Raw genomic sequence first — 25,537 nt, 5'->3', positions numbered from 1 at the left:
AGTAAAGGAATTACACTGCAGGGGGGATTATTATTGAAGCAGGCACTGCTCATCATCGATGCTCAACAGGAATTAATTGATGGAAACGAAAAGGAACAACCCGTGGTTCAGAAAGAGAAACTGATTGAGGCAATCAATCTCGTCATCGGGAAGGCAGCAGAGGCGGGTGCAAGCCTGGTCTTAATCCGGGACAGGGATGTCGCCGAAGGGAATGGAGCCGGTTTTCAGGTGCACAGCGAAATTCAGGTTCCGGAGGGTGCTGTCACCTTTGACAAGTCTGCGACCAATTCGTTTTATGACACACCGCTGCTGAGCTATTTAAAAGAAAATGCAGTTGAGCATGTGGTGATAATGGGATGTCAAACCGAGCATTGCATTGATACAGCCGTCAGGTACGCAACAGTCAGCGGAATGGACGTGACCCTGGTGGAGGATGGTCATTCCACAAAGGATTCATCCGTCTTGAGCGGTGAACAGATCATCAAGCATCACAATAAAGCCCTTCATGGACACTATAACGTTGAACATTTCTCGGTCGTGAGGCATTCAAATGAAGATGTATTTAAACCTAATCATGATGATTTCAGGAAAGAATATGGAATGTGAAAGGTGCCTGTCCCTCACTGTGTTGTTACCATAACACAGCCGGGGGCTGACGCCTTTTTTTTATGTTCTCAACTGGACAAAAAATCACGCATATACTTATCAACGTAAGTAATAAATGGAAGATGCGAATGAAAGTGCCTTCTGTTTAATCAATAAAATTTGAATATCGTGTACAGGGACTGGAGGTGAGAACGTGGAATTTAATGGAAGAGAGGATGATCCAGCAGGATGTACCCTGCCGTTTTGTGCCCAAACAACGGATGAAGCTCCTTTATTTACGGCCGAAGCCTATGATAATGCCGAAAAAAAGTTAAAAGAGGTCAGTCTGGAAAACTACCGGGGAAAATGGGTGATCCTGTTTTTTTATGGAAGTGATTTTACTTTCGTCTGACCGACAGAGCTGGCAGCGGTCGCTGCTATTCATGAGCAACTGAAATTACTTAACACCGAAGTGCTTGCCATTAGTACCGACAGTGTATACGCCCATAAAGTGTTTACCGAGGTATCTCCTTCAGCTTCACAAGTGACATTTCCACTTTTAAGTGATCGGACACATCAAATCAGTAAGGCTTATCGGGTTCTTAACGAAAAAACAGGGGCTGCCTTGAGAGCAACCATCATCATCAATCCAGAAGGGAAGATTGTTACTAAATTGGTGAATCCTTTGGAAGTCGGACGAAATGTTTACGAAATCCTAAGGATAATCGAGGGTTTGCAGTACAATCGCAGGACCGGTAAGGGAGTACCTGCCAATTGGGTACCGGGTCAACCTGGAATCACCAGAGATCCGAAAAACATCGGGAAGATATAAAGAAATGCCTGCCAACAGAGGGGAATAGACATACACCCAGTGGGCAGGCAAGACTTGCCTCGACTTGGACAAGCAACGATTCACCGAACCAGTGATCATTGCAGCTTCTCAACTTCCCGCACGATTTCGTCGAAGTGACTTTTCTGAAAGCCAAAGCTGTTCGTTATTCGGCCATACTGATCGATGACATAAAAGCTGGTGGAGTGGATGACCTGGTCAGATGACTCAGGTTTTTGGATGAGTGTCTGGAATTCCTCTCTGGCGAATGTTTCAATCTCTGACTGTTTATATCCCGTCAATAAATGCCAGTTGCCGCCATTGTCACCGAATTTCTCACTGAATTCTTTCAGTTTTGCCGGTGTATCAATTTCGGGATCGGTACTGAATGATACAAACTCCACTTCTATCCCTTTTTTCTTCATTTCCTCCTGCAATGCCGACATGCTGGCAGTCATCGGGGGGCATACGGTTTCACAGCTTGTGAAGATGAAGTCTGCTATCCATACTTTCCCCTTCAGGTATTGAGTTCCGAAAGGCTCTCCGTTCTGGTCGGTAAAAGTGAACGGCTTCATTTGATATTCTTTGTTTTTGTCGATTCCGCAGCCCGTCGTCAGCAATACGATGAGCAGGAGAAGAGGGATGTATACGATTTTCATGATAAACCTCTTTTCTTTATCCATTGTTTGTCTAATCAAGAGTATCCTCCATTAAGTTCATCACGACCAGAACCTCCGTACCTGATTCTGCATCACTGTTATAGGTGATCGTTCCACCGTGAAGAGCGATGATCTGTTTCACAATCGACAGACCCAGACCTGTCCCGCCTGTCGACCGTGTTCGTGCCTTGTCGGTCCGGAAGAAACGTTCACCGAGCCGCGGCAGGTCTTTTTGGTCGATCGTCAATCCATTATTGTTAATCCTGAAAACCATTTGGTGTTCTTTCCTGGTCAGCTCAATCATGATGGTTTCATTTTCCGGTGAGTATTTTACCGCGTTATCCACAAGATTATAGAAGACTTGTTCCATCCGTTTCTGATCCCCGAGAATGATCATATCCTCATCAATGTTTACGATTGTTTGGAGTTGCTTCTGTGATAGGCGGATCGTAAAGAGATCCAGGGTATCATAGAGGAGTTGAGCGACGGCGATCGGCTCTTTATTGATGACATACAGGCTTTCTTCCAGGTAATTTAAGTCGATCAAATCATGGACAATTTGGTTTAGACGGTCTGTTTCCCGCTGGATCGTAGTCAAGTAACTATCGGCTTCTTCTTTTGTTGAATACATATTTTGTTTCAGGGCTTCTGTGTACCCGTTAATATAAGTGAGAGGCGTCCTGAGTTCATGGACTACATTAGAAATGAATTCCTTTTTTCGTGTTTCTTGTTCTTCCAGTGACGAACTCATGATATTGAAAGCTTCCGCAAGCTGTCCGACTTCATCATATTCGGCAGGATGGAGTCTGTGGGTATAGTTTCCTTTTGCCACTTCCTGAGAAAGCTTCTGCATGTCGTGCAGAGGTTTGAACAATGATTGCCGGATCCGGTTGACCACCAGGAAAAGGAGGATAAAATAAACTGCACCGGCAAGGATCAAAATCGGCATGCTTGCTTGAAAGACTTCCTGCATTGCCTCAAGCGGAACATAGATGAATACGAGTCCGATTAATTCGGTTTCACTTTGTATAGGGAACACGGCACTGACAATATCCCGGTCGAAACTTTCTACATATCCTTCTTTCAAAACGGATTTTCCTTCTGAAAGCCTTGATCGATCTGACTGGCTGAGGAGAGGTTTGTTGTCGATATGATAGGGAAAGTGCTCGTCAAGCTCCTCAAAGCTCTTCACAACGATGACCTCATACTCAGAAACAATATTGAACCAGTGAATCTTTTCGATGATTTCTTCGTTCAACGTGCCATAATGATAATGGGCAGCCGTACTCTCACCCTGATGGAGGACAGATTCCCGAATGCTTTTCAAGTACAAGTCTTTATATAGAAAATGAAGGAAGAAGAAAGAAAAAAGGATGGTCGTCCCGATACTCCCAAGGATCAGGAGAAAAACCTTTTGACTTAATGAATTCTTTTGTTTTTTCAAAGCGGCACCTCTAGTTTATATCCTTTACCCCACACAGTCTGAATGAGCTGTCCATCATTTTTTAACTTAAGACGTATTGTTTTGATATGTGTATCCACTGTACGTTCGCTTCCTGTATAGTGATCACCCCATACCAAATGAAGAAGCTGTTCTCTGGTGAAGAGCTTTCCTTGATTTTTTATCAATAGCAGCAGTAATTCAAATTCCTTCAAGGTCAGAGAAAGCGGTTTTCCATGAAGGAAAGCGGAATGTGTTTCCACGCCGATCGTTAGGGGACCTGCCCTAAAGGAGTCAGGTTGTACTGCAGCAGATTTTGCTCTTCGTAAAACCGATTCAATTCTTGCGATCAATTCACCCGGGTGGAAGGGTTTCACGATATAATCATCCCCTCCTAAGCGCAGCCCGTGCACTTTATCCCATTCCTCTCCTTTCGCAGTTAGAAATATGAGGGGGATATCATGCGTTTTCTTCAATTCTTCGGCAAAAGAAAAGCCATCCATATATGGCATCATGACATCCACCAATAAAAGGTCTGGTGGAGTCCGGCGGATTTTTTGCAGGGCATCCATACCGTTTGCAGCTTCTGCTGCTTGGTATCCTTCATTTTGCAGAAAGGTTTGAACTAAGCTTCTCATTTGCTCTTCATCATCTATGATCATCACGGTCGTGCTCATCTCTTACTGGCCTCCTAGTAACCCTTTTACTTTTATCGTAGCTTATTATACCGTAAAAATGTGAAGTATTTGTGAGTAGGCCAAATAATCAAAGGCAGATGGTCAGGACTTTGATAATGGTATTGATACTTCATTCTTTCTTCACAATTTTTTATTATGATAATTCTGAAGGTGAGACTTGGGGATAGAATTGAAGCTGTACATTAGTACATTGTTAGATCATTTATTATCGCAAGTATTTGAACCTGGATGATAGAAAATAGGTTGATCGGAGGAAAAGAAAATGAAGAAATTTATGATGTTACTTACTATGCTGACTGGTATCATGATCATGTCGGCCTGCACGGAAGGCAGTGATCAGGATAAACCTGACAGTAATGAAACGATGCCTGAACAAGTCAAAGCTGAAATCATGGCACCTGAAGAAGTTTCCCTTAATCAGGAAACAAACCTGAAAGTTAAGGTGAGCCAAGGAGACGAAAACGTAGAGGATGCTGATGAAGTCAAATTTGAAATATGGAAAGGCAGCAACAAGGACGATAGTGAAATGATTGAAGCCGAATATATGAAAGACGGTATCTACCAAGTGGAAACTATGTTTAAAGAAGACGGAATCTACTACGTGCAGACTCACGTCACAGCACGCGATATGCACGTCATGCCAATCAAGCACATACTAGCAGGGACTGTCTCCGAGGAAGAATTGAAATTGCTTGAAGAAGAAACAAGCCATGATCACAATGAAAATGACCATCAACATTAAAAATTGTTTTTGAGGGGCTGACCCTCAAGAGTGAACAGGTGCCTGCCCATACACACGTACGATGTTATCGTGGCCTGAGGCAGGTGCTTTTTGCGTTATTGATATATAAATAAAAAACTTCAATGATTTCCCGTGTCGGAATCATTGAAGCATGGGTTGTCATATTCGAGGCCTCTCCCGTCCGTACAGTGGTTAAGTGTCCCGCAACAAGCGAATGTTCGGGAGAGGCATTCTTAGTATACTACTTTTTAACGGGAATCGTAAAGCTCAGGGCATTTTTAATGAAAATCAGTCAAGAATGCCCTTTTTCTGCAAGTGATCTTCAATCTCTTTAAAACTGTTTACATTTACATAGGATAATCCTTTATTTTTCAGGAGTTCTTGCAGCTGTGAAAAAGCAAAAGTCAGATCTGCTGCCTTTGCCGGATGCGAATCCGGTTCACTGTCTCCAGCGAAGTAAACTTTCTCATATTCTTTTTTCAGTTCAGTAATCACTTTTTCTTTATCTATTCCATATCTTTCGGAATAATGAGGGTGGCCGCTGTCAATATTCAAGTGCACATTTTTATCTTTATAATACCCTTCATTTGAAAACACTTTTACTCCTTCTACACCATGATGGTTTAACAGATGATGGATATAATAATCGGTTCCCGCACTTAAGATGAAAAAATCACCATTGCTTTTCTGCACTTTTCTTATGAACGAGGGGACCTCTTCATCGATCTCGATTGATTTGATATCATCAATAATGATATCTTCCTCCTGATCAATGGAACTGAAAACAGCCGCCAGAAAATCAATATCTTTGATTTCTTCGGATTTCCACTGCTTATAAAGCTTTTTCCCATCTTCAAAATACTTCTCAATAACGATGTGATAAAAATCTTTTTTTGTGATCGTACCGTCAAAATCAGAAACAAATGCCCACTTTTTCATTTTGAAACCTCCAGCATCATATGCATTTCTCACCAATGCCTTATGACTGATTATACTAAATCACCTTATGGGAAAGTGCAAGAATCCGCCTTTTGAATAATGCTCTGTCCATCACACTTAAATCATGTAAAATAAATAATCATACTAATAAATTCTGGAGTGACTCCTGTGAAAAAGAAGCAGCTTAAATTAAGTACAATCATCATCCTATTCGTTTGCATCGTTGTCCTGGTATCGCTTGTACTGACCGACTTACTCATTTCCAGAACAATTAATGAGAACATCGAGTCTTCCATTGAAGAAAAAGCAAAGATCGTATCCAGGACGGTCGCCCATTCGACGATTGTAAAGGATGGTTTAGAGAATGAAAAAAGTGAAGATAGTATACAAGAATACACACTTGATATTCAAAAGTCAGCAGAAGTTCTTTTCGTAGTGGTGATGGATATGGAGGGAATACGAAAATCTCATCCTAATCCTGAACGGATCGGTAAACACTTCGTCGGCGGAGACGAGAAGGAAGTACTGCAAGGTAAGGAAAGTCTGTCCATTTCAGAGGGGACATTGGGGAAATCAGTAAGGGCTTTCTCTCCCGTATATAATGAAGATAATCAACAGATCGGAGCTGTAGCGGTAGGGATTTCTCTGAATAGGGTGGAAGAAGCACTAAATCAAAGCCACCGGAATATTTTAGTGGGATCCATCATCGGGATCATTGTCGGCATCATTGGGGCCATTATTATTGCCAGGTATATAAAGAAAATATTGTTTGGGCTGGAGCCCATTATGATTGCGAAACTATTAGAAGAACGCAACACAATGCTTCAATCGGTCCATGAAGGGGTAGTGGCCGTAAATAAAGATACAACGATATCATTAGTGAATAAATCTGCTTTGAGGATATTCAATAAAGCAGGGCTAAGCAGCGATCCAGTTGGATTACCTATTAAAGAATATATGCCTCAAACCAGGCTGGAAAAAGTCATGGAAACAGGAACACCTGAATTGGATGAGGAGCAAACGATCAATGGGGTATCAATCCTGGTGAACCGTGTTCCCTTAATTGTCAATGATGAAGTCGTCGGAGCGATTTCTACCTTCCGGGACAAGACGGAAGTGAATCAATTGGCTGAACAGTTGACCGGGGTGAAGTCTTATGCAGAAGCACTTCGGGCCCAATCCCATGAATTCATGAATAAGTTGCATGTGATTCTGGGCTTGGTGAAGATGGAAGAGTATAAGCGGTTGGACCGTTACATAACGGAGCTTGTTTCTTTTCGCGCAGATGAAGTGACTACCGTCTCTTCAAAGGTCAAAGAGCCTGCTCTCGCGGGATTTATCATGGGGAAACTGAGCTATGCCAGAGAACAGAACGTAGTATTGACCATCGACTGTCATGATATTATCCCCGAACCCAGTGACCCGGCTGTTACGCATGAATTGATCACGGTGATCGGGAACCTGTTGGATAATAGCATTGAAGCTGCGGGGGATTGTGTTGTAAAAGAGGTACTTATGGAACTATCTTTTTGGAATGGACAGTTTGAACTGATTGTTACGGACACCGGGATAGGAATTCCTGAGGAAATGATGGAAGATATATTCATCAAAGGATATTCTTCAAAAGGAGAAGGAAGAGGTTACGGACTTTTCCTAGTGAAAGAAAGCCTGGATAAGCTGGATGGGAACCTGTATGTGGAATCGAAGGAAGGATCGGGTACAACCATGATTGCACGAGCTTTTTATACGGAGGGGAAAGGGAATGATTAAGGTATTGATAGTTGAAGATGACCCAATGGTGGCCAGGTTCAATCAAACGTATTTAGAGGGTGTTGAGGGCTTTGATTTAGTAGGAACTTCAAACTCCATTGAAGATGCCAAGGAAAAGTTGAAAGAGTATACGGTTGATCTGATTCTGCTGGATGTCTACATGCCCGGGGACCAAACCGGTATGGACTTATTGGAGCAAATCCGGAAGGAACAGTAAGAAACAGATGTTATTCTCATTACGGCGGCATCCGAAGTGGAAAACATTCAAACCGCTCTTCGGATGGGGGTTGTCGACTACTTGATTAAGCCTTTCGAGTTTGAACGATTCAAAAAAGCTTTAACATCTTATCGTCACAGTAAAAAAGTGCTTCAAAATCAAACGAACATCGATCAAAGAGAACTTGATTTGCTTTTGTTGAAAGAGGTTCAAGAATCCGAGGAGAGGACTCCACTTCCTAAAGGTTTGACAAATAGTACGCTGTCAGCAATTTGCGAGGAGATCCTCAGCTTTGGGGAAAAGTCGTTTTCAACAGATGATATTGCAGGGGTGACATCCATTTCGCGGGTATCGATCAGGAAATACCTTAAGTTCCTGAAGGATATCGGGGTGGTGGATGAAACCTTGATTTATGGAATCGGAAGGCCGGTCTATCAATACACGTTTAACAAATTAAACAGTTCACGACTACAAAACTACCTTTAAGCAGTCCATTCGGCTGCTTTTTTTAATTTCAAAAAGCAAACAATAGTTTCAAAATCTATGAAACTTAAAAGTATTTTCATAAGATTGAAATACATTGTAAGCGGTTACGAGGATTGTCGAGAAGAGGTAAGTCATTTAAGGGGAAATGTTCAGTCAGGAAAGGATTAAATACGGCAAAGGGGATGAATGAGATGGGACAAGCAACATCAACACTCTCATACAAGGATGAGAAAGTGGAAGAAAGAGTGACATTTACGAAAGATCAAACGCTGCAAATTTTCAATATGCCGATTCTTTGGTTTCTGGTCTTTACAGCGATCACTCTCGTAAGTCTGTATACTGGAAATCTTCCAGGGGGAATGATTGGAACACTGCTTGTCATGATGGTGCTCGGTGAATTGCTGGGCTGGGCAGGAGACCGGACACCTATCGTGAAAACGTTTCTAGGTGGAGGGGCAATCATTGCGATTTTTGGTTCTGCTTTTATGGTATACGCCGGTTTACTTCCGGAAGCAACGGTCACTTCGATGACTGACTTCATGAAATCTGGCGGATTTTTAAATTTTTATATCGCTGCATTGATTACTGGAAGTATTTTAGGGATGAATTCAAAAGTGCTTGTAAAAGTGGGGCTTAGATATTTCCTGCCGATATTCGGGGCTGTAGCAGGAGCTGTCATCATCGCCGGATTACTCGGATCCATTGTCGGGTTTACGCTGCAAGAAGCCATTCTTGTAATCACGATGCCAATCATGGGCGGCGGAATGGGAGCGGGAGCTGTCCCCATGAGTCAAATCTATTCTGAGATGATGGGAAATGATCCAAGCTACTATATTTCAATGCTTGTGCCTGCTCTTGCATTAGGAAATGTATTCGCCATCATTTTAGCCTCGGTACTGGATATGATCGGAAAGAAAGTTCCTTCACTGAGCGGAAACGGACAATTGATGAAAGGCTTCACCTATGAAAAAACAAAGCAGAAGTATAATGTAGAGAAAATGGGAGTCGGATTACTTGCAGCATTGACGTTTTTTGCAGTCGGGACTTTGCTTGGCACTGTTCTTCCGCTTCATCCATATGCCATCATGATCATTCTTGTAGCGGCAGCAAAGATTTCAAATATCATCCCTCAAAATGTTGTAGAGGGGGCAAGTCAGTGGTACCAATTTGTAGCCAGTAACTGGACTTTTGCCTTATTGTTTGGAATCGGAGTTGCTTATACGGACCTGAACACGGTTCTTGAAGCTCTGACTCTTCAATATATTTTAACCGTATTCGGGGTGGTGCTGGGTGCGATCATCGGGGCGGGGATCCTAGGTAAGCTGGTTGGCTTTTACCCGATCGAAGCAGCGATCACGGCAGGCTTATGTATGGCCAATATGGGAGGTACGGGAGATGTTGCCGTATTATCCGCCTCAAAACGAATGGAGCTCATGCCGTTTGCGCAGATTTCATCACGCCTTGGCGGCGCACTGATCCTGCTATTAGCCGGGCTGATCATACCTTTATTGTAAATATGATACACTAAGGCTTGACTCCAGTAGTCAAGCCTGACTCATTTCATTGGATTGTGGTGACAAAAAATGAACGTCATATTGATAGTACTGCCTGCATTATTGGTTTTTGCGGTTGGGTATATCGGCCAAAAGAAACTCGGATTCGAAATCAATTCGATTTCAAAAATGGCCATTTATTTAATGTATCCATTTCTAGCATTCAAGACATTTTACGAGAATGAACTGAATATGGATTATCTTTATATTTTCCTCTTTTGTATAGCTCTTTGTCTAATACTCATTATTTCTATTAAAATCGTGGCTAAAATCAGACATTATCCTAAACCGAAAGTGTCGGCCATGATTCTTTCAGGTGTATTTATGAACAGCGGTAACTATGGTGTACCGATTATCCTGTTTGCGTTTGGGGAACTTGGTTTTCGCTACGCGGTCATCATGATGGTGATCCAGTCATTTCTCATGAATACGATCGGTCTGTATTATGCGGTGAGCGGCAGTGAGAAAACAAGGGACACCAGTGAGATCTGGATGAAGATTGTCAAAATGCCGATTCTTCACGGTGCTATGATGGGATTGGGTTTTCAATTGCTGCAACTGGATGTCCCAGTGTTTATGAAGCAGACGATCGATCTGATTTCACAGGCGACTATTCCTGTCATCATGGTGGTGCTGGGGATGCAGCTGGCTACCCTGGGTGGTAAAAAGGTGGAAAGAGGTGCATTATCATTCATCGTTATTATGAGGATGGTGGCTTCACCGCTCATTGCTCTCGTCGTGGTTTCTTTTCTGCCTATTTCCCCGATGCTTGGATCGATTCTTATTATTTTGGCAAGCATGCCGACTGCTGCGAATACCACGATGTTTTCCTTACAGTTTAATACGGAACCTGATTTAGTATCCGCCAGTACGCTGGTGACCACCTTGATGAGCATCATAACGATTCCGATTATGCTGGCAGTGGTTTCATGAAAAAGAGGATTCTTCTCACAAAGAAGAACAATTTCTGTTTAGACTCTTAATACCGCTAATGATTTCCGTGCAAGACTTCGCTTTCCGCGGGTAGCCCGTGAGCCTCCTCGGAGCTGCGCTCCTGTGGGGTCTCACTTGTCTAGCTGCAGGGCTTAGAGGCACATGTCATAAGTCAAACCGTCCAAGAAGGCAAAGAACGCCTTCGTGGCCGATTCGTCTTATGCCACACGCCTCTGAGCAAAGCCCTTCCGCTTTTCTTATAAGCTACTCTTCCCGCAGGAGTCTTCGTCTTGCACTCCAATCAACCGCTGGAAAGGACTAAAAACTCATTGTACTATAAGCAAATCCACAAACCAGAACTAATTTGCCTCATATAGCGCAAATTAGTTCTGGTTTTACTTAGAAAAAATTCAAACAAGTATTGTCCAAGAGAGTGAGAGGAATACAATAATACGTTGAATTATCATAATAATATTATGTAAACATTAGTGGAATAAAACATCATCCTGAGTTTTCAGGATGATATTCTCTCTTACTTTCTCATGCTTTTTGCAAAATTCTTCGCAACTTCAGGGGTTCTCTTTGCTTCTTCCACGGTATACATGATGGAGCTTTTTTTCATTTGGATGTCTTCCTGGATTTCTCCTTGAATGGTTTGAAGCTGGTCGGTTTCTGCAGTGACTCGATTTACATTTGTCTGCATGTTGTCGACTGTCTGATTAATTGAATTGATGATCGGACGGGTGGTTTTGAGCGTTTTTAATATGCTTGTGACGAGCATGATTAGAGCTGCAATCACAATCGCGATACTGATGTAAACGATCCACATGTTTTCTTCACCTCTGTATGATTTCAGTTGATGTTCTTTTATTTTCCCTATTTTCATTAAAAATAACTGATTTTTGTATTCTTATTAGCATATTCTTTGTGTATCCCTTTACTAAACAGAATGGAGCTAGTAATCTATTGATAAGTTTAAAGAGAGCGGAGGGAAAGAGAATGGTAAAAGCTGTATTCTTTGATTTGGACGATACATTATTATGGGATTCCAAAAGCATCCAAAGTGCTTTCGATGAAACATGTAAATACGCCAGTACAAAGGTGGATGTTAATCCATTCAAGTTAGAAGAAGAAGTAAGGAAAACGGCAAGGGAATTATATTCCTCATATGATACATATGAATTCACACAAATGATCGGGATCAATCCTTTTGAAGGATTGTGGGGAGAATTTCACGATGAACATCATGAGCAGTTTCTGAAAATGAAGGAAATCGTGCCTGTATATCGCGAACAAGCATGGACTGGCGGCCTTGAAAGTCTTGGGGTAAACGACAAAGCGTTGGGGAAGGAATTAGCTGAACGTTTCAGGGTTGAAAGAAAGAATCATCCTTTTGTCTATCCAGATACCTTCCATGTATTGAATACGTTAAAAGACGAATACATTTTAGTTCTCTTAACCAATGGCTCTCCTCAACTGCAGCACCTGAAATTACAAATGACAGAAGAACTGATTCCTTATTTTGAAGAAATCGTGATTTCGGGAGCAATCGGTAAAGGCAAACCGGATACCGCTATGTTTCTTCACGCTCTTGATAGACTTTCACTTAGAAAAGAAGATGTGATGATGGTCGGGGATAACCTGATGACAGACATCCAGGGGGCGCAGCGGGCAGGTATAAAAAATGTATGGATCAACCGTTATGACCGCAAGCCTTCAGAGGTCATCCCTGATTATGAAATCAAGGAACTGACTGAACTTCTTGATTTAATTAAGCAATTTTAGAAGACTTACATATTTGATGTCCATATCTCATAAAATGAGCACTGCATAATGGCTTATGGCCACATTGAAGGAGGCGCACGGATGGGAGAAGGAGTTCATGAGATGGTGGTGGACGCAGCGATCGAGGATGTGTGGGACTTTGTAAGCGTTCTTGATCATTGGGCCCCACTGGCACCCGGATATATAAACCATAAAATCATCAGTGATGAAATATCGGAATGGAAGTTTAAGGTCGATACTGGTCTATTTAAGAAAAAGGTCCATGCCAAGGTGGAAATCCAGGAATGGAGTAAGCCCAACAGAGTAACTTTTACTCTGACGGGGATAAACGAAAAGTTTTCAGGTGACGGCTCTTTTGAAGCAAGCAGTCTGTCGGGGTCCCAGACAAATGTAAAAGGGCGGCTGTCCATACGTCCATACAGCTCGATGACAAAATTGGTTAGCCCAATCATTGAAAAAACGGTACCTGACATGACAAAAGAGTTAACAAATAATGTCGTCAGTGAAATACAAAAAAGATATTCTGCTCGCCGTTAAAGCAGACCATTATGAACCAGCGGGTATAAATCCGTTGGTTCTTTCTTTAAAAAAATGTTATACAGTGTTCAATAAACAGTCATATAAACATGAGATGTTGTTCTCAGAAAAAACATAGGTTATGCTAAGGTATAATTTGGCTTACGTAAAATATGCCACCGCCACATGAAAAATAACTTTAAAAATACATAAACTAGCAGCAGTAAGATTTAAAAAAGGGGTTATATCATGCAAAACCTTGACTCTATCCGGGAGAAAGCGATTGAGGAAACGAAAGTTAAAATTGAAGAGGATATTTCACTTTATCTGGCTTCACATGAGGAGTGTCCTTCTTTCCAGGACTATCTTTCTGAAAGAAGTGAGTTTTTCCATCAGATTTGGTTGAATACCTGGCTGAACAAAGTAACGAATAATGTTCTCAGAAGCCATAAAAAAGCATTTCTGAGAAGTAAGGGATACGACGTTGAAGGCGTCGATAAAAAGCTCTTGAATAAAATGTTCCGAAATGAAATAAGAAATGAACACCCTTTTCAAGTTAAGGAATGGGTGATTGATCATGCTCCTGATGAACAGCAGTGGAAATTGCGGCATCAACAGGCGAGGGCACGTTATGTCACAGAGATGGAAGAAAAGGTGACGGCTTCTAAAAGAAAAGGTGTCCAAAAAGACATTCTCTATTTTCTCGAACAACAAGTGGAGGCACAGGAACTTAATTGGTATATCGAATTAAGGTACTTATTCGCCAAAAAGCTAATAAGTGATATGAATACTAAGCCGAAATATAAGCAAATGGAACCTTATGCACTCGAGGAAAAGTTAGAAGAAGAAGGGTTTCTCAGCAGCCATGTATTCAAAACCGTTTCGGATATCCTAACGGAATTCACAGGTTCCATTCATAAGAAAAGTGAACAATGGGAACGTAACCTTTGGGAATATGAAACGTATTATTTTCCTTATGAACGTTTTATCTCATATTATACAGAACATATTATTACCTCTTTTGTATGTGAAAACCTTCCTGCTGATATCCTTGTTTCTTATCAGGGGATATTCGGGGAGGAACTCTCTCAAGAGCGGTTGATTAATTGGTCCCAGCCTGTCCTCCTTAAGGAAAAATCTCTCTTTTTCAAGTGGATTCAGGATGAATATGTCATTGATTTGGTGCAGCTTGCAGATATGCCTTTTGATGCAGAGGCCCACCTTTCAGTTTATAAGGAATCGATTGCTAAAAGAGAACAACGTGAAGCAGAAGAGAAGGCATTGTTAAAGCGTAAACAAGAAGAAGAGGCACGTATTCTCGAAGACATATTCGGTCAGGAATACAGTCCGTCCTACAGTAAAGGCATTAAATACGTTTTGCATATCGGAGAAACCAATACGGGGAAAACACATAAGGCATTAAATCGAATGAAAGGTGCAGAAAGCGGGATCTACCTTGCCCCTTTACGTTTATTGGCACTCGAAGTTTTTGATAAGTTAAACAGTGAGGGTGTGCCATGCAATCTCAAGACAGGAGAGGAAGAAAAAGAGGTCGAGCAGGCACGCCATGTTGCATGCACAGTTGAAATGTTCCATGAAAAAGATGAATATGAAGTGGTCGTGATCGATGAGGCCCAGATGCTTGCAGATCAGGATAGAGGCTTCTCCTGGTATAAGGCGATCACGAAAGCGAGAGCAAAGGAAGTCCATATCATCGGAAGTGAGAACGTACGCAGTCTGCTTTTGGAATTAGTGGGAGAAGATCAAGTAGAAATCCACAATTATGAAAGAGAGATACCTTTACAAGTTGAAAAGAAGGAATTCAAATTAAAACACGCACGGCAGGGGGATGCCCTGGTTTGTTTTTCAAGGAAAAAAGTACTGGATACAGCTTCAAGACTGCAGAATAACGGCCACAAAGTCAGTATGATATACGGAAGCATGCCTCCCGAGACCAGAAAGAAACAAATGATGCAATTCATTAAAGGAAAAACGAAGGTGATCGTCGCCACAGACGCTATCGGGATGGGGTTGAATCTTCCCATCAGAAGGATCGTATTTCTTGAAAACGATAAATTCGACGGGACGAGAAGAAGGCTGCTTACTTCTCAGGAAGTAAAGCAGATCGCAGGAAGAGCCGGTCGAAAAGGCATGTATGAAATTGGAAAAGTAGCCTTTACCAAGGATATAAAAAGAATGTCGCAGCTTCTGAACCAGGAAGATCCATCCCTGCAAACATTTGCAATAGCGCCTACAAGCAAGGTATTTGAACGATTCCAGCGCTATTATCATGATATGGATACCTTTTTCGAATTATGGGATCGGTTTGAAAGTCCGTATGGCACAGAAAAAGCTTCTTTAACAGAAGAAAAAGAGCTGTATGATCTCATCCGGGGTACCCAGATAGAAGCCAGACTTTCTCTTACTGATTTATACGGATTTTTACATCTTCCTTTTTCAAAGAAAGAAAACAGACTCACTCAGCAATGGCTCGATTCCATGTATGCAATCGTCCATGATGAAGAGCTTCCGGAGCCCGATATTAACAATAAGAACCTTGAACAGAAAGAAATTTCATACAAAGCGGTGGGACTTCACTTATTGCTGCTTTATCGGTTAGGAAGGCAGACCGAAGCCTATTATTGGGAGCGAACGAGAGAAGAGATCGCCGATGGGGTGCATGAGAGTTTAAGGACGGAAGTGAGGAGTATTTCAAAAACATGCAAGCATTGCGGAAAAAAACTTCCGCCTAACTTTGGTTTCCCTATCTGCGACCGCTGCCATGCGTTGAATCGCAAGAGAAGGGAAAGGCGGGGGAGTAAGTAAGATGGGCAAAATAAAAGCTTACTTATTGTATGTTTGTTAATATAGGTTATAAATAGTTCATTTGAGGTGACGAATATGAAAATAGAGGTATGGTCTGACTTTGTATGTCCTTTTTGTTATGTTGGAAAGCGCAGGCTCGAAGAATCACTGGATACATTCAAACATGATGTAGAGGTTGAATACAAGAGCTTTGAGCTTGATCCAGAGGCTGAAGTTGAAATGAATATGAATGTGTATGAGCTTCTTTCAAAAAAATATGGAACATCCATCGAACAAGCCAAAAACATGTCCAAAGGTGTCATGGAGCAGGGTGCGCAGGCAGGGATTCAATTTAATTTTGACGACAGTATCCCGACTAACACGTTCGATGCCCACCGAATAGCCAAGTTTGCAGCATCTAAAGGATTGGAAGCGTCGATGGCTGAGAGCCTGTTTAAAGCCCATTTCATTGAAGGCAGGCATATTGGGGATAAAGAAACTCTTTTATCCATCTCTGAAAGTATCGGACTGGACCTTGTAGAAGTGAAGGAAATATTGAGTGGATCACATTTTTCAGAGGATGTACGGTTTGATGAAAGTGAGGCCCGCCAGTTAGGCGTACAGGGAGTCCCATTCTTTGTCATTAATCGTAAATATGCAATTTCCGGTGCTCAGCCTGCAGAGGTATTTGAAAGCACATTGCAAAAGGTCTGGGAAGAAGAAAACAGTCATTCGCCACTGCAAACGGTGACAGGAGAGCCCGGCATGCAGTGTGATGACAATGGATGCCAAGTTCCGAATGATAAAGAATGAGATACGATAAAAAAGCAAGTGGGATTCGATCTTCCCACTTGCTTTTTCTCTTTATCGGCTAAAGAAATTTTCGGTGTAGTAAGGTTGTGCATCCCCATTAAAGGCAACCCCCACTCCTAGATATTCATAATGTGACTGTAGGATATTTTCCCTGTGACCCTTTGAATTCATTAATCCTTCATGAGCAAAGATGGAACTCATCTGTCCATATGCAAGGTTTTCCCCGGCTGTCCTGAATGCAACCTGATCTTCTTCCATACGGTCGAAAGGAGAATCCCCTTCTAGGTTGGTATGACTGAAATAATTGTGTTCTGCCATGTCCAGGCTGTGTTTTCGGGCAGTCTCTCTGACCTGATCATCCCAAATAAGTGGAGACAAGCCGTGATTCACCCTGGCTGCGTTGGTAAGGTCGAATAACTGAAGCTCAAATCCTTCTTTGAGCTTTGGATCCGGCTCCGTATAAAACCCCTTCTTGTTTTGCTCAAGGTTATCATCAATGATTTGTACTGCGGTCACTGTATCTTTTTCATGCTTATCATAAAAAACGGTCACAAAGCTGCCATCGACTTGAAAAACTTCATGTTCCCCATTGTTTTGCAGCTGGTACACCGTCAGTCCTTTTCGGATTTTCTCCAACGGTTCACCCAGTTGGTCATGTACGTCTTTTTTTGGACTATCCAATTTTATTCCGGTTGATGAGGTCAGTAAGTCCTGATTCGTATATAAACCATTTACCTTTTGCTCTTCATCATAAGAAACCATGAAGAAATTTTGATACTCTTCATGATAGGTATGCCATTTTGAGCCATATTCATTGAGTGATGTTCGATCAGGTGCTCCAAGCTCTTTTTCGACGGCAGTCCGGGTATCACCCAGTTCTAGGTTATGTATGGAAAATACCTGATGATCAGGAGCAGATAAGGAAGGTTTATCGATGTTTTTTCCCTTCAGGTCGTGTTCTGCATTTTCTAAATCCCGGAATGACTCATCCAATTTGATCAATAGCAGGTTCACTTCATTATAAAACTGATCAAAGGCGTCCTGTACTTTGGGGTTGTTTTTCATTTCTTCTATTTTAGACAGCATAGAGTCTATACCGGCTGCATGTACTTTTTCTTCCCAAACCGGCTTAGTGCCGTATGCTAGTAGTATGACAACGATAAGCATAAGTAATCGCTTCATGATTAACACTCCATTCTATCCTCCATTTTACCCAAAAATATTCAGGATAAAAAACGAAAGGGAAACTTTTCGTTTGTATTTACCCCATTTGACATCTTTTCAATCCAAATTACCAGTTTTAGTATAGTTTTGTATGGGTAACATAAAAAATAGATCTATTCCAGTCCGAGAAATAAACATAAAGGGGAATTATAGTATGAAACTAACACACGAGGAAAGAATCCAGCTGCATGAATTCAATAACCTGACTAAATCTCTCAGCTTCAATATGTATGATATTTGCTATACGAAAACGAGAGAAGAGCGTGAAGCATACATAGAATATATTGATGAACAATATAACGCCGAACGACTGACAAAGATCCTGACACATGTTTCTGATATCATTGGGGCCCATGTTTTAAATGTGGCAAAACAGGATTATGTCCCTCAAGGTGCCAGCGTGACGATCCTGGTGTCAGAAGGGCCGATCGTAGAAGTTCCGACTGAACATTTCGATGAGTCACCGGGACCTCTTCCGTCATCCGTCACCATGCATTTGGACAAAAGTCATATTACCGTACACACTTATCCGGAATACCATCCCCATGAAGGGATCAGTACATTCCGTGCAGATATCGATGTATCGACATGCGGTGAGATCTCACCATTGAAAGCATTGAATTATCTGATTCATTCATTTGATACCGATATCATGACGATGGATTACAGGGTCCGGGGTTTTACACGTGATATCAACGGACGTAAATTATTCATTGACCATGATATCAATTCCATACAAAACTATATACCTGAAGAGATTAAAGATGAGTACGATATGATCGATGTGAATGTTTATCCTCAGAATATCTTTCATACAAAATGTAAATTAAAAGATTTTGACTTAAATAATTATCTGTTCGGATATTCGAAGGAAAAACTTGATAAGGAAGAAGCGAAAGAAATAACCGAAAAATTAAAAATGGAAATGGATGAAATCTTTTACGGAAAAAACATTCACAATCCATACTAGGGTGATGAGGCTGGGACAAAACTAAAAAAGACCACATAAAGTGAACAAATTCAGTATAGACTCTATTGCCGCTAATGATTTCCGTGCAAGACTTCGCTTTCCGCGGCTAGCCCGTGAGTCTCCTCGTCACTGCGTTCCTGCGGGGTCTCACTTGTCTAGCTGCAGGGCTTAGAGGCACATGTCATAAGTCAAACCGTCCAAGAAGGCAAAGAACGCCTTCGTGACCGATTCGTCTTATGCCACACGCCTCTGAGCAAAGCCCTTCCGCTTTTCTTATTAGCTACTCTTCCCGCAGGAGTCTTCGTCTTGCACTCCAATCAATCGCTGGAAAGAGCTAATTTCTTAATAAACATTTAAACTAAACACCCGAACTAACTTGCCAGCTAGATGGCGAATTAGTTCGGGTTTTACTTAGGCTAAAACACTTTTGTCCAAGCTACATTTTTCTTTATTGAGAAAGATATTCCCCCCCATTTAACGAATACAATCTGTATAATGATGTTAGAAGCCAATCAAAGGGAGGATTATCATGAACTCACATGAAATTGATTTTAAATTGCATGGGGATGACATGCAATTTGTTGAAATAGAACTTGATCCGGGAGAGAGTGCCGTCGCTGAAGCGGGAGGCATGATGATGATGGATGATGGCATTAGCATGGAAACGATCTTTGGAGACGGGGCACAAGAGGGAAAAGGAAGCGGATTTCTTGGAAAACTTGTGGGTGCCGGTAAACGGTTGTTAACAGGTGAGAGTTTATTTATGACCGTATTTACGAATGAGGGAAGCGGTAAAAAACATGTTTCTTTTGCAGCTCCATATCCCGGTAAGATCATCCCGGTGGATTTAAGCGAATTAGGCGGAAAAGTCATCTGCCAGAAGGATGCATTCTTATGCGCAGCGAAAGGCGTTGCTGTGGGCATTGATTTTCAAAAGAAATTAGGAACCGGATTCTTCGGCGGTGAAGGCTTTATCATGCAAAAACTCGAAGGAGACGGTCTGGCATTTCTGCATGCGGGAGGGACCATACATAAAAAGCAATTGCAGCCTGGAGAATTGCTGAGAGTCGATACAGGCTGTCTTGTTGCCATGACAAAAGACGTGGACTATAACATTGAGTATGTAGGCAAAATCAAGTCAGCTTTCCTGGGGGGAGAAGGTCTGTTCTTCGCAACGGTGCGCGGTCCCGGCACTGTATGGATCCAATCGCTTCCTTTCAGCCGACTTGCTGAAAGAATTTATGCAAATGCACCTGGCGGAGGGAAATCCACAGGGGAAGGAAGTATATTAGGCGGAATCGGGGATTTCTTAAACGGAGATGATTAAATTTAAGACAGCATACTTTTTCTAACAGGTTCGGTTTTTGAGTACAAAAACAAAAATTAAATTACTAACTAGAGACGCAATTCGAAATACGAATTGGAGTCTCTTTTTTTATTGATATTACAGTGTTTTTAACACATGCAGATGCATTAACAGGAAATCTTACCCGACAAAGTGAACAAAAGCGGAACCCCTCGAGCCAGATAAAAGAAGCAGTAACATTGGATTTTAATAAGGGGAGAAATTTCCCTTATTGAAGAAATCGAACGGAAAACAGTTAAAATAAAGGGAAGTTTTACTTCTATTTACTTAAAAAACAGTGAAATGGGGGATCTGTGCAAGATTAGAAGAAAATTTACCCCTTATTTACCCCTATTCAAGCGAGCTTCGGCAAATTAACGGAAAAATTTTCCTTTAACAGTTGGTAATTTTTAGATTCATAGGATACCTTATCCTCCTTCATATCCGGCTCGTCTTATGCCACCCGCCTCTGAGCGAAGCCCTTCCGCATTTCTTGGTCATTCACCCATTTGTTCTTTTTGTCATAAGTTTTATTAGATGGAATGGAAAGGGTGGTTTTATGTCAGGGATCGTACGACATTATTATGCAGGCGGCAATACGGCGAAAGGCTTTTACAGCTTATATGATTCGGTACTGGATGGTTTGAACCGATTGTTTATTTTAAAGGGTGGACCGGGGACAGGCAAATCGTCCTTAATGAAGGATATTGGAAAGAGGTTTGAGGAAAAGGAAATCGACGTAGAGTACTTACACTGTGCTTCAGATAACAAGTCGATCGATGGGGTGATACTGCCTCAATGGGGACTTGGAATTGTAGATGGCACTGCACCGCATATCATCGAACCGAATGCACCGGGTGTGATTGAAGAGTATGTAAATTTAGGCGCTGCTTGGAATTCGGATGAATTGGCGAAGCACAAAAAAGAGATCCTCGAGTTGAACGAAGAAATTTCCCGAAAATTTCAGGAAGCCTACGAAACCTTTGCTGAAGCACTTGATGCACATGATGACATCGAAGAAATCTACATTAGCAATATGGACTTTGCTGAAGCGAACGAATTAACAGAAGAGTTGATTTCATTATTTTATCAGAATGCATCTCTTGATAAGAAAGCAAAAGTGGTTCATCGCTTCTTGGGTGCCGCAACGCCGAACGGGGCTGTTGACTATATACAAAATTTAACCCGGGATGTAGAGAAAAGGTATTTCATCAAGGGTCGTGCAGGTTCAGGTAAGTCGACTATGCTGAAGAAGATTGCTGCAGCGGGTGAGGAAAAAGGGTTCGATGTGGAGGTATACCATTGCGGGTTCGATCCAAATAGTTTAGATATGGTCATCATCCGTGAACAGGGTATTGCCATATTTGACAGTACAGCCCCGCATGAATACTTTCCGGACCGCGATAGTGATGAAATCATCGATATGTATGAAAGGTGCATCACTCCAGGAACGGATGAGAAATTTGAAGGCGAAATCGCAAGGACCACTAAAGGTTATAAGGATAAAATGAAAGAGGCGATTTCCTATTTGAGTGAAGCAAAGGCTCTCCGTGAAACTCTAGAGGCCATTTATATAGACGCAATGGATTTTAACAAGGTCAATCAGGTAAAAGAGGAGATATTCAATAAGTTAAATTCCATTGTTGAATCGAATTGATATAGGAGAATCACGCGTGCTCCATCCGCGTGATTTTTTTACATACAAATCATCGACAATATACCCGTATAGGTATATTATTTAATCAAGATCAATTATAAATAAAAAAACAACAGGAGGAATTTACCGATGAAAGAACTATCAACAAAAGAAGTACAAGAATTATTAAAAAGTGAAAAACCAAACATTATTGATGTTCGTGAAGATGATGAAGTGGCTGCGGGTAAAATTCCAGCAGCAAAGCATATTCCACTTGGATCCATTGAAACCAGAATGAATGAATTGGATAAGTCCAAGGAATATATCATGGTTTGCCGCTCAGGAGGACGAAGCGGACGAGCTGCTCAATTCCTTGAAAGCCAAGGCTTTAATGTTATCAATATGGCAGGCGGAATGTTAGCTTGGGAAGGCGATGTGGAATAATTTTTTTGATGAATTCTATACCTATACAGGTATACGGCAGGCGCGTTTTTATCCTGAAAAATAATAATGAATATCAAACAATTGGAGGAATTAGATATGAGTAAAAAAGTAGCAATTATCGCAAGTAATGGTGGATTATTTGATGCGTATAAAGTTTATAATATTGCAACTGCTGCGGCAGCAACTGATCAAGAGGTAGCGATTTTCTTCACTTTCGAAGGATTAAATTTAATCCATAAAGAAGCTCATCAACAGCTTCCAATGCCAGAAGGAAAAGAACATTTCCAAGAAGGTTTCTCTAAAGCAAACGTTCCAGCCATTCCAGAGTTGGTGGAAATGGCGAAAGAAATGGGTGTGCGATTTATCGGCTGTCAAATGACAATGGATGTTATGGGATTAGATAAGGAAGCATTCGTAGATGGAATCGAAGTAGGCGGCGCAGTAACATTCCTTGAATTTGCTAAAGATGCAGATGTTACATTAACATTCTAATGAAATAATGACAGAAGAAGAGAGCTATTGGATTTTCCGATAGCTCTTTTTTTAAAAGACTGGTTTGACAATTACTCAATGGAAGAAGGGATCCTTATGAAAAGATGGGTCTACTTTGTCACTTTAAGTTCCAATGCCCCCTATGTTATCAAAGAAGGCATCAAACGAAAGAAAGAAGGCGATGAGGTATCGATATTCTTTGATTTGGACGGTGCGTATGTACTCGATAAACGTTACTCAAAGAAAATAGAAAGATCTCATGGAGTCGAGATGGACTTGCTTATCAAGAAAGCAATTTCTTCTGGGATCCATCTCTACGGGTGCCAAATGAATGTTCTTGTGGCTGACGGTTTAGAGTTAGTAGACGGTGTAGAACTTGCGGGAGTGGTCACCTTCCTTGAATCTGCCTATGAAGCGGATGCGGTATTGAGCTATTGAAGGGAGTCGGATGGTATGGCTGATAGAAAAGTTGTAGTACTCGCATTGCATGATGAGTTGGAGTCTGTTTATCCGCCGCTGAATATAGCAGTTGGCGCTGCGTCGTCTGGAGCAGAAGTCATACTTGCCTTTTCCAGGGATGGTGTCAATATTTTGGATAGACATTATCTTCCCAAGCCTTCTAAAGGGCTTGAACATTTGCCAAAGGCATTAAAATCTTTTCATGCCCCTACAATTAATGAATTACTGGGGATAGCGGCAGAATCAGGAGTGCAATTTTATATAGTCGATGCAGATCATCATGAAAAATTGGATTTGATGTACCCGGCAGAGCAGGTTCCTATTAAATGGGTACTAAATGAAAGTAGCTCTGCAGATTTATTTGTACACTTTTAATCTTTTTATAGTAAGGAGGTAAATTATGAATTGGAAGAAATCGAATTGTGGAAACGGAACTTGAAACATTTCGTCCAGAAAAAGCCGCAAGCGTCATATACCGCCTATATGACCGGGAATGTGGCTGTGGCTCCTGGCAGGAGTCATTTTACTATTGCAAAAAATTTTCTAGAAGGAGTCAAAGAGGCTCCTTCTTTTTTTCGCCCTATTGCTTTTTAGCGGTGAAACCCTCAATATTAATAATCGAACGATTAATAGAAAAAGAAAGTAGGAACTGCAATTGAGTAAATTTATATCCCTAGGGATTTCAGAAGAGATGGGACATATTTTGTCACAGATGGGAATATCGTCCCCGACCCCCATACAGGAAAAAGTGATACCTGTTTTGTTAAAAGGCAGCGATATTATGGCAAAAGCCCAAACCGGTTCAGGAAAAACGTATGCTTTTGTGTTACCGATACTTGAAAAAAGCCAAAAGACTACGGGCCACATACAGGGAATCATTGTCACTCCTACAAGAGAATTGAGCATCCAAATTGCGGGTGTATTGAAACAGCTGACAAAGAAACATAAGAATGGCGGAGTTTTAGCCATGTATGGCGGACAGAGTCATGATCAAGAGATTGTTGAACTCAAAAAAAACCCGGGGTATATTGTCGGGACACCCGGCAGGATATTGGATCAAATCAAACGAGGGAATCTTGACCTGTCGCATGTTAAATTTTTTGTTTTGGATGAAGCGGATCAGATGCTGCAAATCGGTTTCCTGAACAAGGTAGAGGAAATCATCAGGGCAACCCCTTCTTCAAGACAAATGATGCTGTTTTCCGCTACACTTCCTGAACCTGTTAAGAAACTCGCGAATAAATACATGAAAAATGCAAAGACAATAGAAATCGAGGAGAATGCAGCCCCTTCGTCGATCAATCAATTTGCCATTTTCACAGTAGATAAAGCAAAGCAGGAAACCATTCTTCAATTAGTTGAAGCCTTCAAACCGGAAAAAGCGGTCATATTCTGCCGTACCAAGAGAAGAGTGACGAAGCTCTTTCAAGTTTTTAAATCCAAAGGCATCAAAGTCGGTGAGCTTCATGGCGATATTCCTCAAGAAAAAAGAGAGGAAGTAATGGAAGCTTTCAGAAAAGGAGAATTACCTCTCCTGATTGCGACTGATGTAGCTTCAAGGGGATTGGATATTGAAGGAGTTTCGCATGTCTTCAATTATGATATTCCGGAAAACACGGAAACATATACCCACCGGATAGGGAGGACGGGAAGAGCAGGGGCAGAAGGTTTGTCCTATACTCTATACACATCGGAAGACAGGCCGTTACTCGACAAAATCGAAAGTGATTTAAAAACGAGAATTCAAAAACAGAATTTAGGCAACACCATTTCTTTAAAAGATAAAGACAGCTCATCTTCTAAAAAGAAAAGAAATAAGAGAAAAGGAACTTCTTCAGCACAAAAAAAATCAAAAAGTAAACGCGATGACCAGCAAAAAATGAAAGACGATGGATTTTACAGTAAACGGCCAGGAAAGAAAAGCAAACCAACGTCATCTGATGGGTCCGCAGCGCAAACACCAAAAGAAATGAAAAAAGGCGATACCCAACCTGCGAAATCAAATAAAAAGACGGCATACCGTTCAAAAAAAACCAATAAATAATAGTGAAGACATGCATTGGAGAGTACTCTGCATGTCTCTTTTTTTTATGAAAATGTACAAATTATACTAAAATAATAGCTTGAATATATAATGCTATATCAATATAACAATAGAATTTAATTCAGTTATGTTACTATATTAAAAGAGATTTT

General features: G+C 41.4%; 25 protein-coding genes and 1 pseudogene. 20 read left to right on the top strand and 6 right to left on the bottom strand.

The features are described from left to right. Positions 1 to 33 precede the first annotated feature (33 nt). Positions 34 to 606 carry a cysteine hydrolase family protein gene (locus HWX64_RS10710; RefSeq protein WP_175989428.1) on the top strand — a complete coding sequence of 191 codons (573 nt, stop codon included), beginning with the start codon at positions 34 to 36 and terminating at the stop codon, positions 604 to 606. A 193-nt stretch (positions 607 to 799) separates the two neighbouring features. Beyond that, positions 800 to 1,417, top strand: coding sequence for a peroxiredoxin (locus HWX64_RS10700; RefSeq protein ID WP_254871094.1), 618 nt, complete (start codon positions 800 to 802; stop codon positions 1,415 to 1,417). 95 nt (positions 1,418 to 1,512) lie between these two features. On the opposite strand, the gene HWX64_RS10695 is transcribed toward HWX64_RS10700, so the two are convergent. The 3 genes from HWX64_RS10695 to HWX64_RS10685 are packed head-to-tail and all read right to left on the bottom strand — an operon-like array spanning position 1,513 to position 4,179. After that, the gene (locus HWX64_RS10695; protein WP_254871093.1) at positions 1,513 to 2,112 is read right to left on the bottom strand and encodes an SCO family protein; all 600 of its coding nucleotides are present in this window, start codon (positions 2,110 to 2,112) and stop codon (positions 1,513 to 1,515) included. Then, positions 2,105 to 3,517: a cell wall metabolism sensor histidine kinase WalK gene (locus tag HWX64_RS10690; RefSeq protein WP_175989426.1), complete on the bottom strand. Its 1,413-nt coding sequence runs from the start codon at positions 3,515 to 3,517 to the stop codon at positions 2,105 to 2,107. The genes HWX64_RS10695 and HWX64_RS10690 overlap by 8 nt, the downstream gene beginning before the upstream one ends. Next, the gene (locus HWX64_RS10685; RefSeq protein WP_175989727.1) at positions 3,514 to 4,179 is read right to left on the bottom strand and encodes a response regulator transcription factor; all 666 of its coding nucleotides are present in this window, start codon (positions 4,177 to 4,179) and stop codon (positions 3,514 to 3,516) included. Before HWX64_RS10685 ends, HWX64_RS10690 begins: the two co-directional genes overlap by 4 nt. 295 nt (positions 4,180 to 4,474) lie before the next feature. Here HWX64_RS10685 and HWX64_RS10680 point away from each other — a divergent pair, with 295 nt between their 5' ends. Next, complete coding sequence (locus tag HWX64_RS10680; protein ID WP_175989425.1) at positions 4,475 to 4,954, top strand: FixH family protein; 480 nt, start codon at positions 4,475 to 4,477, stop codon at positions 4,952 to 4,954. A gap of 288 nt (positions 4,955 to 5,242) precedes the next feature. Here the strand turns inward: HWX64_RS10680 and HWX64_RS10675 are convergent, their stop codons facing one another. Further along, on the bottom strand, positions 5,243 to 5,893 hold the full coding sequence (locus tag HWX64_RS10675; protein WP_175989424.1) for an MtnX-like HAD-IB family phosphatase: 651 nt from the start codon (positions 5,891 to 5,893) through the stop codon (positions 5,243 to 5,245). A gap of 168 nt (positions 5,894 to 6,061) precedes the next feature. Here HWX64_RS10675 and dcuS point away from each other — a divergent pair, with 168 nt between their 5' ends. The 4 genes and pseudogenes from dcuS to HWX64_RS10655 all read left to right on the top strand — a co-directional run bounded on the left by dcuS (position 6,062) and on the right by HWX64_RS10655 (position 10,852). Further along, complete coding sequence (dcuS, locus tag HWX64_RS10670; protein WP_175989423.1) at positions 6,062 to 7,663, top strand: DcuS/MalK family sensor histidine kinase; 1,602 nt, start codon at positions 6,062 to 6,064, stop codon at positions 7,661 to 7,663. Further along, a pseudogene (locus HWX64_RS10665) lies at positions 7,656 to 8,366 on the top strand (response regulator). Before dcuS ends, HWX64_RS10665 begins: the two are co-directional and overlap by 8 nt. A 191-nt stretch (positions 8,367 to 8,557) precedes the next feature. Next, positions 8,558 to 9,880 carry a 2-hydroxycarboxylate transporter family protein gene (locus HWX64_RS10660; protein ID WP_175989422.1) on the top strand — a complete coding sequence of 441 codons (1,323 nt, stop codon included), beginning with the start codon at positions 8,558 to 8,560 and terminating at the stop codon, positions 9,878 to 9,880. A 69-nt stretch (positions 9,881 to 9,949) separates the two neighbouring features. Continuing rightward, positions 9,950 to 10,852: an AEC family transporter gene (locus HWX64_RS10655; protein WP_175989421.1), complete on the top strand. Its 903-nt coding sequence runs from the start codon at positions 9,950 to 9,952 to the stop codon at positions 10,850 to 10,852. A 532-nt stretch (positions 10,853 to 11,384) separates the two neighbouring features. On the opposite strand, the gene HWX64_RS10650 is transcribed toward HWX64_RS10655, so the two are convergent. Then, positions 11,385 to 11,681 carry a DUF948 domain-containing protein gene (locus HWX64_RS10650; RefSeq protein ID WP_175989420.1) on the bottom strand — a complete coding sequence of 99 codons (297 nt, stop codon included), beginning with the start codon at positions 11,679 to 11,681 and terminating at the stop codon, positions 11,385 to 11,387. 170 nt (positions 11,682 to 11,851) lie between these two features. On the opposite strand from HWX64_RS10650, the gene HWX64_RS10645 reads away from it, so the two are divergent. The 4 genes from HWX64_RS10645 to HWX64_RS10630 all read left to right on the top strand — a co-directional run bounded on the left by HWX64_RS10645 (position 11,852) and on the right by HWX64_RS10630 (position 16,771). Next, entirely contained in the window at positions 11,852 to 12,637 is a 786-nt protein-coding gene (locus tag HWX64_RS10645) for an HAD family hydrolase (protein WP_175989419.1), read from the top strand. A gap of 81 nt (positions 12,638 to 12,718) precedes the next feature. Next, entirely contained in the window at positions 12,719 to 13,174 is a 456-nt protein-coding gene (locus HWX64_RS10640; protein ID WP_175989418.1) for a CoxG family protein, read from the top strand. Positions 13,175 to 13,402: 228 nt separating this feature from the next. Continuing rightward, positions 13,403 to 15,979, top strand: a complete 2,577-nt coding sequence (locus tag HWX64_RS10635) for a helicase-related protein (RefSeq protein ID WP_175989417.1) — start codon at positions 13,403 to 13,405, stop codon at positions 15,977 to 15,979. Positions 15,980 to 16,054: 75 nt separating this feature from the next. Then, positions 16,055 to 16,771 carry a DsbA family protein gene (locus tag HWX64_RS10630; RefSeq protein ID WP_175989416.1) on the top strand — a complete coding sequence of 239 codons (717 nt, stop codon included), beginning with the start codon at positions 16,055 to 16,057 and terminating at the stop codon, positions 16,769 to 16,771. Between the two features lie 51 nt (positions 16,772 to 16,822). Here the strand turns inward: HWX64_RS10630 and HWX64_RS10625 are convergent, their stop codons facing one another. After that, on the bottom strand, positions 16,823 to 17,953 hold the full coding sequence (locus HWX64_RS10625; protein ID WP_175989415.1) for a CAP domain-containing protein: 1,131 nt from the start codon (positions 17,951 to 17,953) through the stop codon (positions 16,823 to 16,825). A 196-nt stretch (positions 17,954 to 18,149) separates the two neighbouring features. Here HWX64_RS10625 and speD point away from each other — a divergent pair, with 196 nt between their 5' ends. The 9 genes from speD to HWX64_RS10580 all read left to right on the top strand — a co-directional run bounded on the left by speD (position 18,150) and on the right by HWX64_RS10580 (position 25,385). After that, positions 18,150 to 18,965 (top strand): adenosylmethionine decarboxylase, encoded by an 816-nt coding sequence (speD, locus tag HWX64_RS10620; RefSeq protein WP_175989414.1) that lies wholly within the window; start codon positions 18,150 to 18,152, stop codon positions 18,963 to 18,965. Positions 18,966 to 19,494: 529 nt separating this feature from the next. Beyond that, on the top strand, positions 19,495 to 20,292 hold the full coding sequence (locus tag HWX64_RS10615; RefSeq protein ID WP_175989413.1) for a TIGR00266 family protein: 798 nt from the start codon (positions 19,495 to 19,497) through the stop codon (positions 20,290 to 20,292). 577 nt (positions 20,293 to 20,869) lie between these two features. Continuing rightward, entirely contained in the window at positions 20,870 to 21,967 is a 1,098-nt protein-coding gene (locus HWX64_RS10610; RefSeq protein ID WP_175989412.1) for a PRK06851 family protein, read from the top strand. A gap of 129 nt (positions 21,968 to 22,096) precedes the next feature. Further along, positions 22,097 to 22,390, top strand: coding sequence for a rhodanese-like domain-containing protein (locus tag HWX64_RS10605; RefSeq protein WP_175989411.1), 294 nt, complete (start codon positions 22,097 to 22,099; stop codon positions 22,388 to 22,390). Positions 22,391 to 22,486: 96 nt separating this feature from the next. Then, positions 22,487 to 22,882, top strand: a complete 396-nt coding sequence (locus HWX64_RS10600; RefSeq protein ID WP_175989410.1) for a DsrE/DsrF/DrsH-like family protein — start codon at positions 22,487 to 22,489, stop codon at positions 22,880 to 22,882. 96 nt (positions 22,883 to 22,978) lie between these two features. Then, positions 22,979 to 23,320, top strand: coding sequence for a DsrE/DsrF/DrsH-like family protein (locus tag HWX64_RS10595; protein WP_254871092.1), 342 nt, complete (start codon positions 22,979 to 22,981; stop codon positions 23,318 to 23,320). A gap of 15 nt (positions 23,321 to 23,335) precedes the next feature. Beyond that, positions 23,336 to 23,716, top strand: a complete 381-nt coding sequence (locus tag HWX64_RS10590; protein WP_175989409.1) for a peroxiredoxin family protein — start codon at positions 23,336 to 23,338, stop codon at positions 23,714 to 23,716. 30 nt (positions 23,717 to 23,746) lie between these two features. Beyond that, a complete protein-coding gene (locus tag HWX64_RS10585) occupies positions 23,747 to 23,935 on the top strand; it encodes a hypothetical protein (protein ID WP_175989408.1) in 189 nt (62 codons plus the stop codon). A 61-nt stretch (positions 23,936 to 23,996) separates the two neighbouring features. Continuing rightward, the gene (locus HWX64_RS10580; protein WP_175989407.1) at positions 23,997 to 25,385 is read left to right on the top strand and encodes a DEAD/DEAH box helicase; all 1,389 of its coding nucleotides are present in this window, start codon (positions 23,997 to 23,999) and stop codon (positions 25,383 to 25,385) included. Positions 25,386 to 25,537 lie beyond the last annotated feature (152 nt).

The sequence above is a fragment of the Bacillus sp. Marseille-Q1617 genome (assembly GCF_903645295.1).
GTDB lineage: Bacteria > Bacillota > Bacilli > Bacillales > Bacillaceae_B > Rossellomorea.
This window is presented reverse-complemented; position numbering and strand designations above follow the sequence as displayed.

Coding starts and splice junctions, on each gene's coding strand:
- HWX64_RS10680 (WP_175989425.1), top strand. CDS start 4,475: ATGAAGAAATTTATGATGTTACTTACTATGCTGACTGGTATCATGATC.
- HWX64_RS10675 (WP_175989424.1), bottom strand. CDS start 5,893: ATGAAAAAGTGGGCATTTGTTTCTGATTTTGACGGTACGATCACAAAA.
- HWX64_RS10660 (WP_175989422.1), top strand. CDS start 8,558: ATGGGACAAGCAACATCAACACTCTCATACAAGGATGAGAAAGTGGAA.
- HWX64_RS10655 (WP_175989421.1), top strand. CDS start 9,950: ATGAACGTCATATTGATAGTACTGCCTGCATTATTGGTTTTTGCGGTT.
- HWX64_RS10650 (WP_175989420.1), bottom strand. CDS start 11,681: ATGTGGATCGTTTACATCAGTATCGCGATTGTGATTGCAGCTCTAATC.
- HWX64_RS10645 (WP_175989419.1), top strand. CDS start 11,852: ATGGTAAAAGCTGTATTCTTTGATTTGGACGATACATTATTATGGGAT.
- HWX64_RS10640 (WP_175989418.1), top strand. CDS start 12,719: ATGGGAGAAGGAGTTCATGAGATGGTGGTGGACGCAGCGATCGAGGAT.
- HWX64_RS10635 (WP_175989417.1), top strand. CDS start 13,403: ATGCAAAACCTTGACTCTATCCGGGAGAAAGCGATTGAGGAAACGAAA.
- HWX64_RS10630 (WP_175989416.1), top strand. CDS start 16,055: ATGAAAATAGAGGTATGGTCTGACTTTGTATGTCCTTTTTGTTATGTT.
- HWX64_RS10625 (WP_175989415.1), bottom strand. CDS start 17,953: ATGAAGCGATTACTTATGCTTATCGTTGTCATACTACTAGCATACGGC.
- speD (WP_175989414.1), top strand. CDS start 18,150: ATGAAACTAACACACGAGGAAAGAATCCAGCTGCATGAATTCAATAAC.
- HWX64_RS10615 (WP_175989413.1), top strand. CDS start 19,495: ATGAACTCACATGAAATTGATTTTAAATTGCATGGGGATGACATGCAA.
- HWX64_RS10610 (WP_175989412.1), top strand. CDS start 20,870: ATGTCAGGGATCGTACGACATTATTATGCAGGCGGCAATACGGCGAAA.
- HWX64_RS10605 (WP_175989411.1), top strand. CDS start 22,097: ATGAAAGAACTATCAACAAAAGAAGTACAAGAATTATTAAAAAGTGAA.
- HWX64_RS10600 (WP_175989410.1), top strand. CDS start 22,487: ATGAGTAAAAAAGTAGCAATTATCGCAAGTAATGGTGGATTATTTGAT.
- HWX64_RS10595 (WP_254871092.1), top strand. CDS start 22,979: ATGAAAAGATGGGTCTACTTTGTCACTTTAAGTTCCAATGCCCCCTAT.
- HWX64_RS10590 (WP_175989409.1), top strand. CDS start 23,336: ATGGCTGATAGAAAAGTTGTAGTACTCGCATTGCATGATGAGTTGGAG.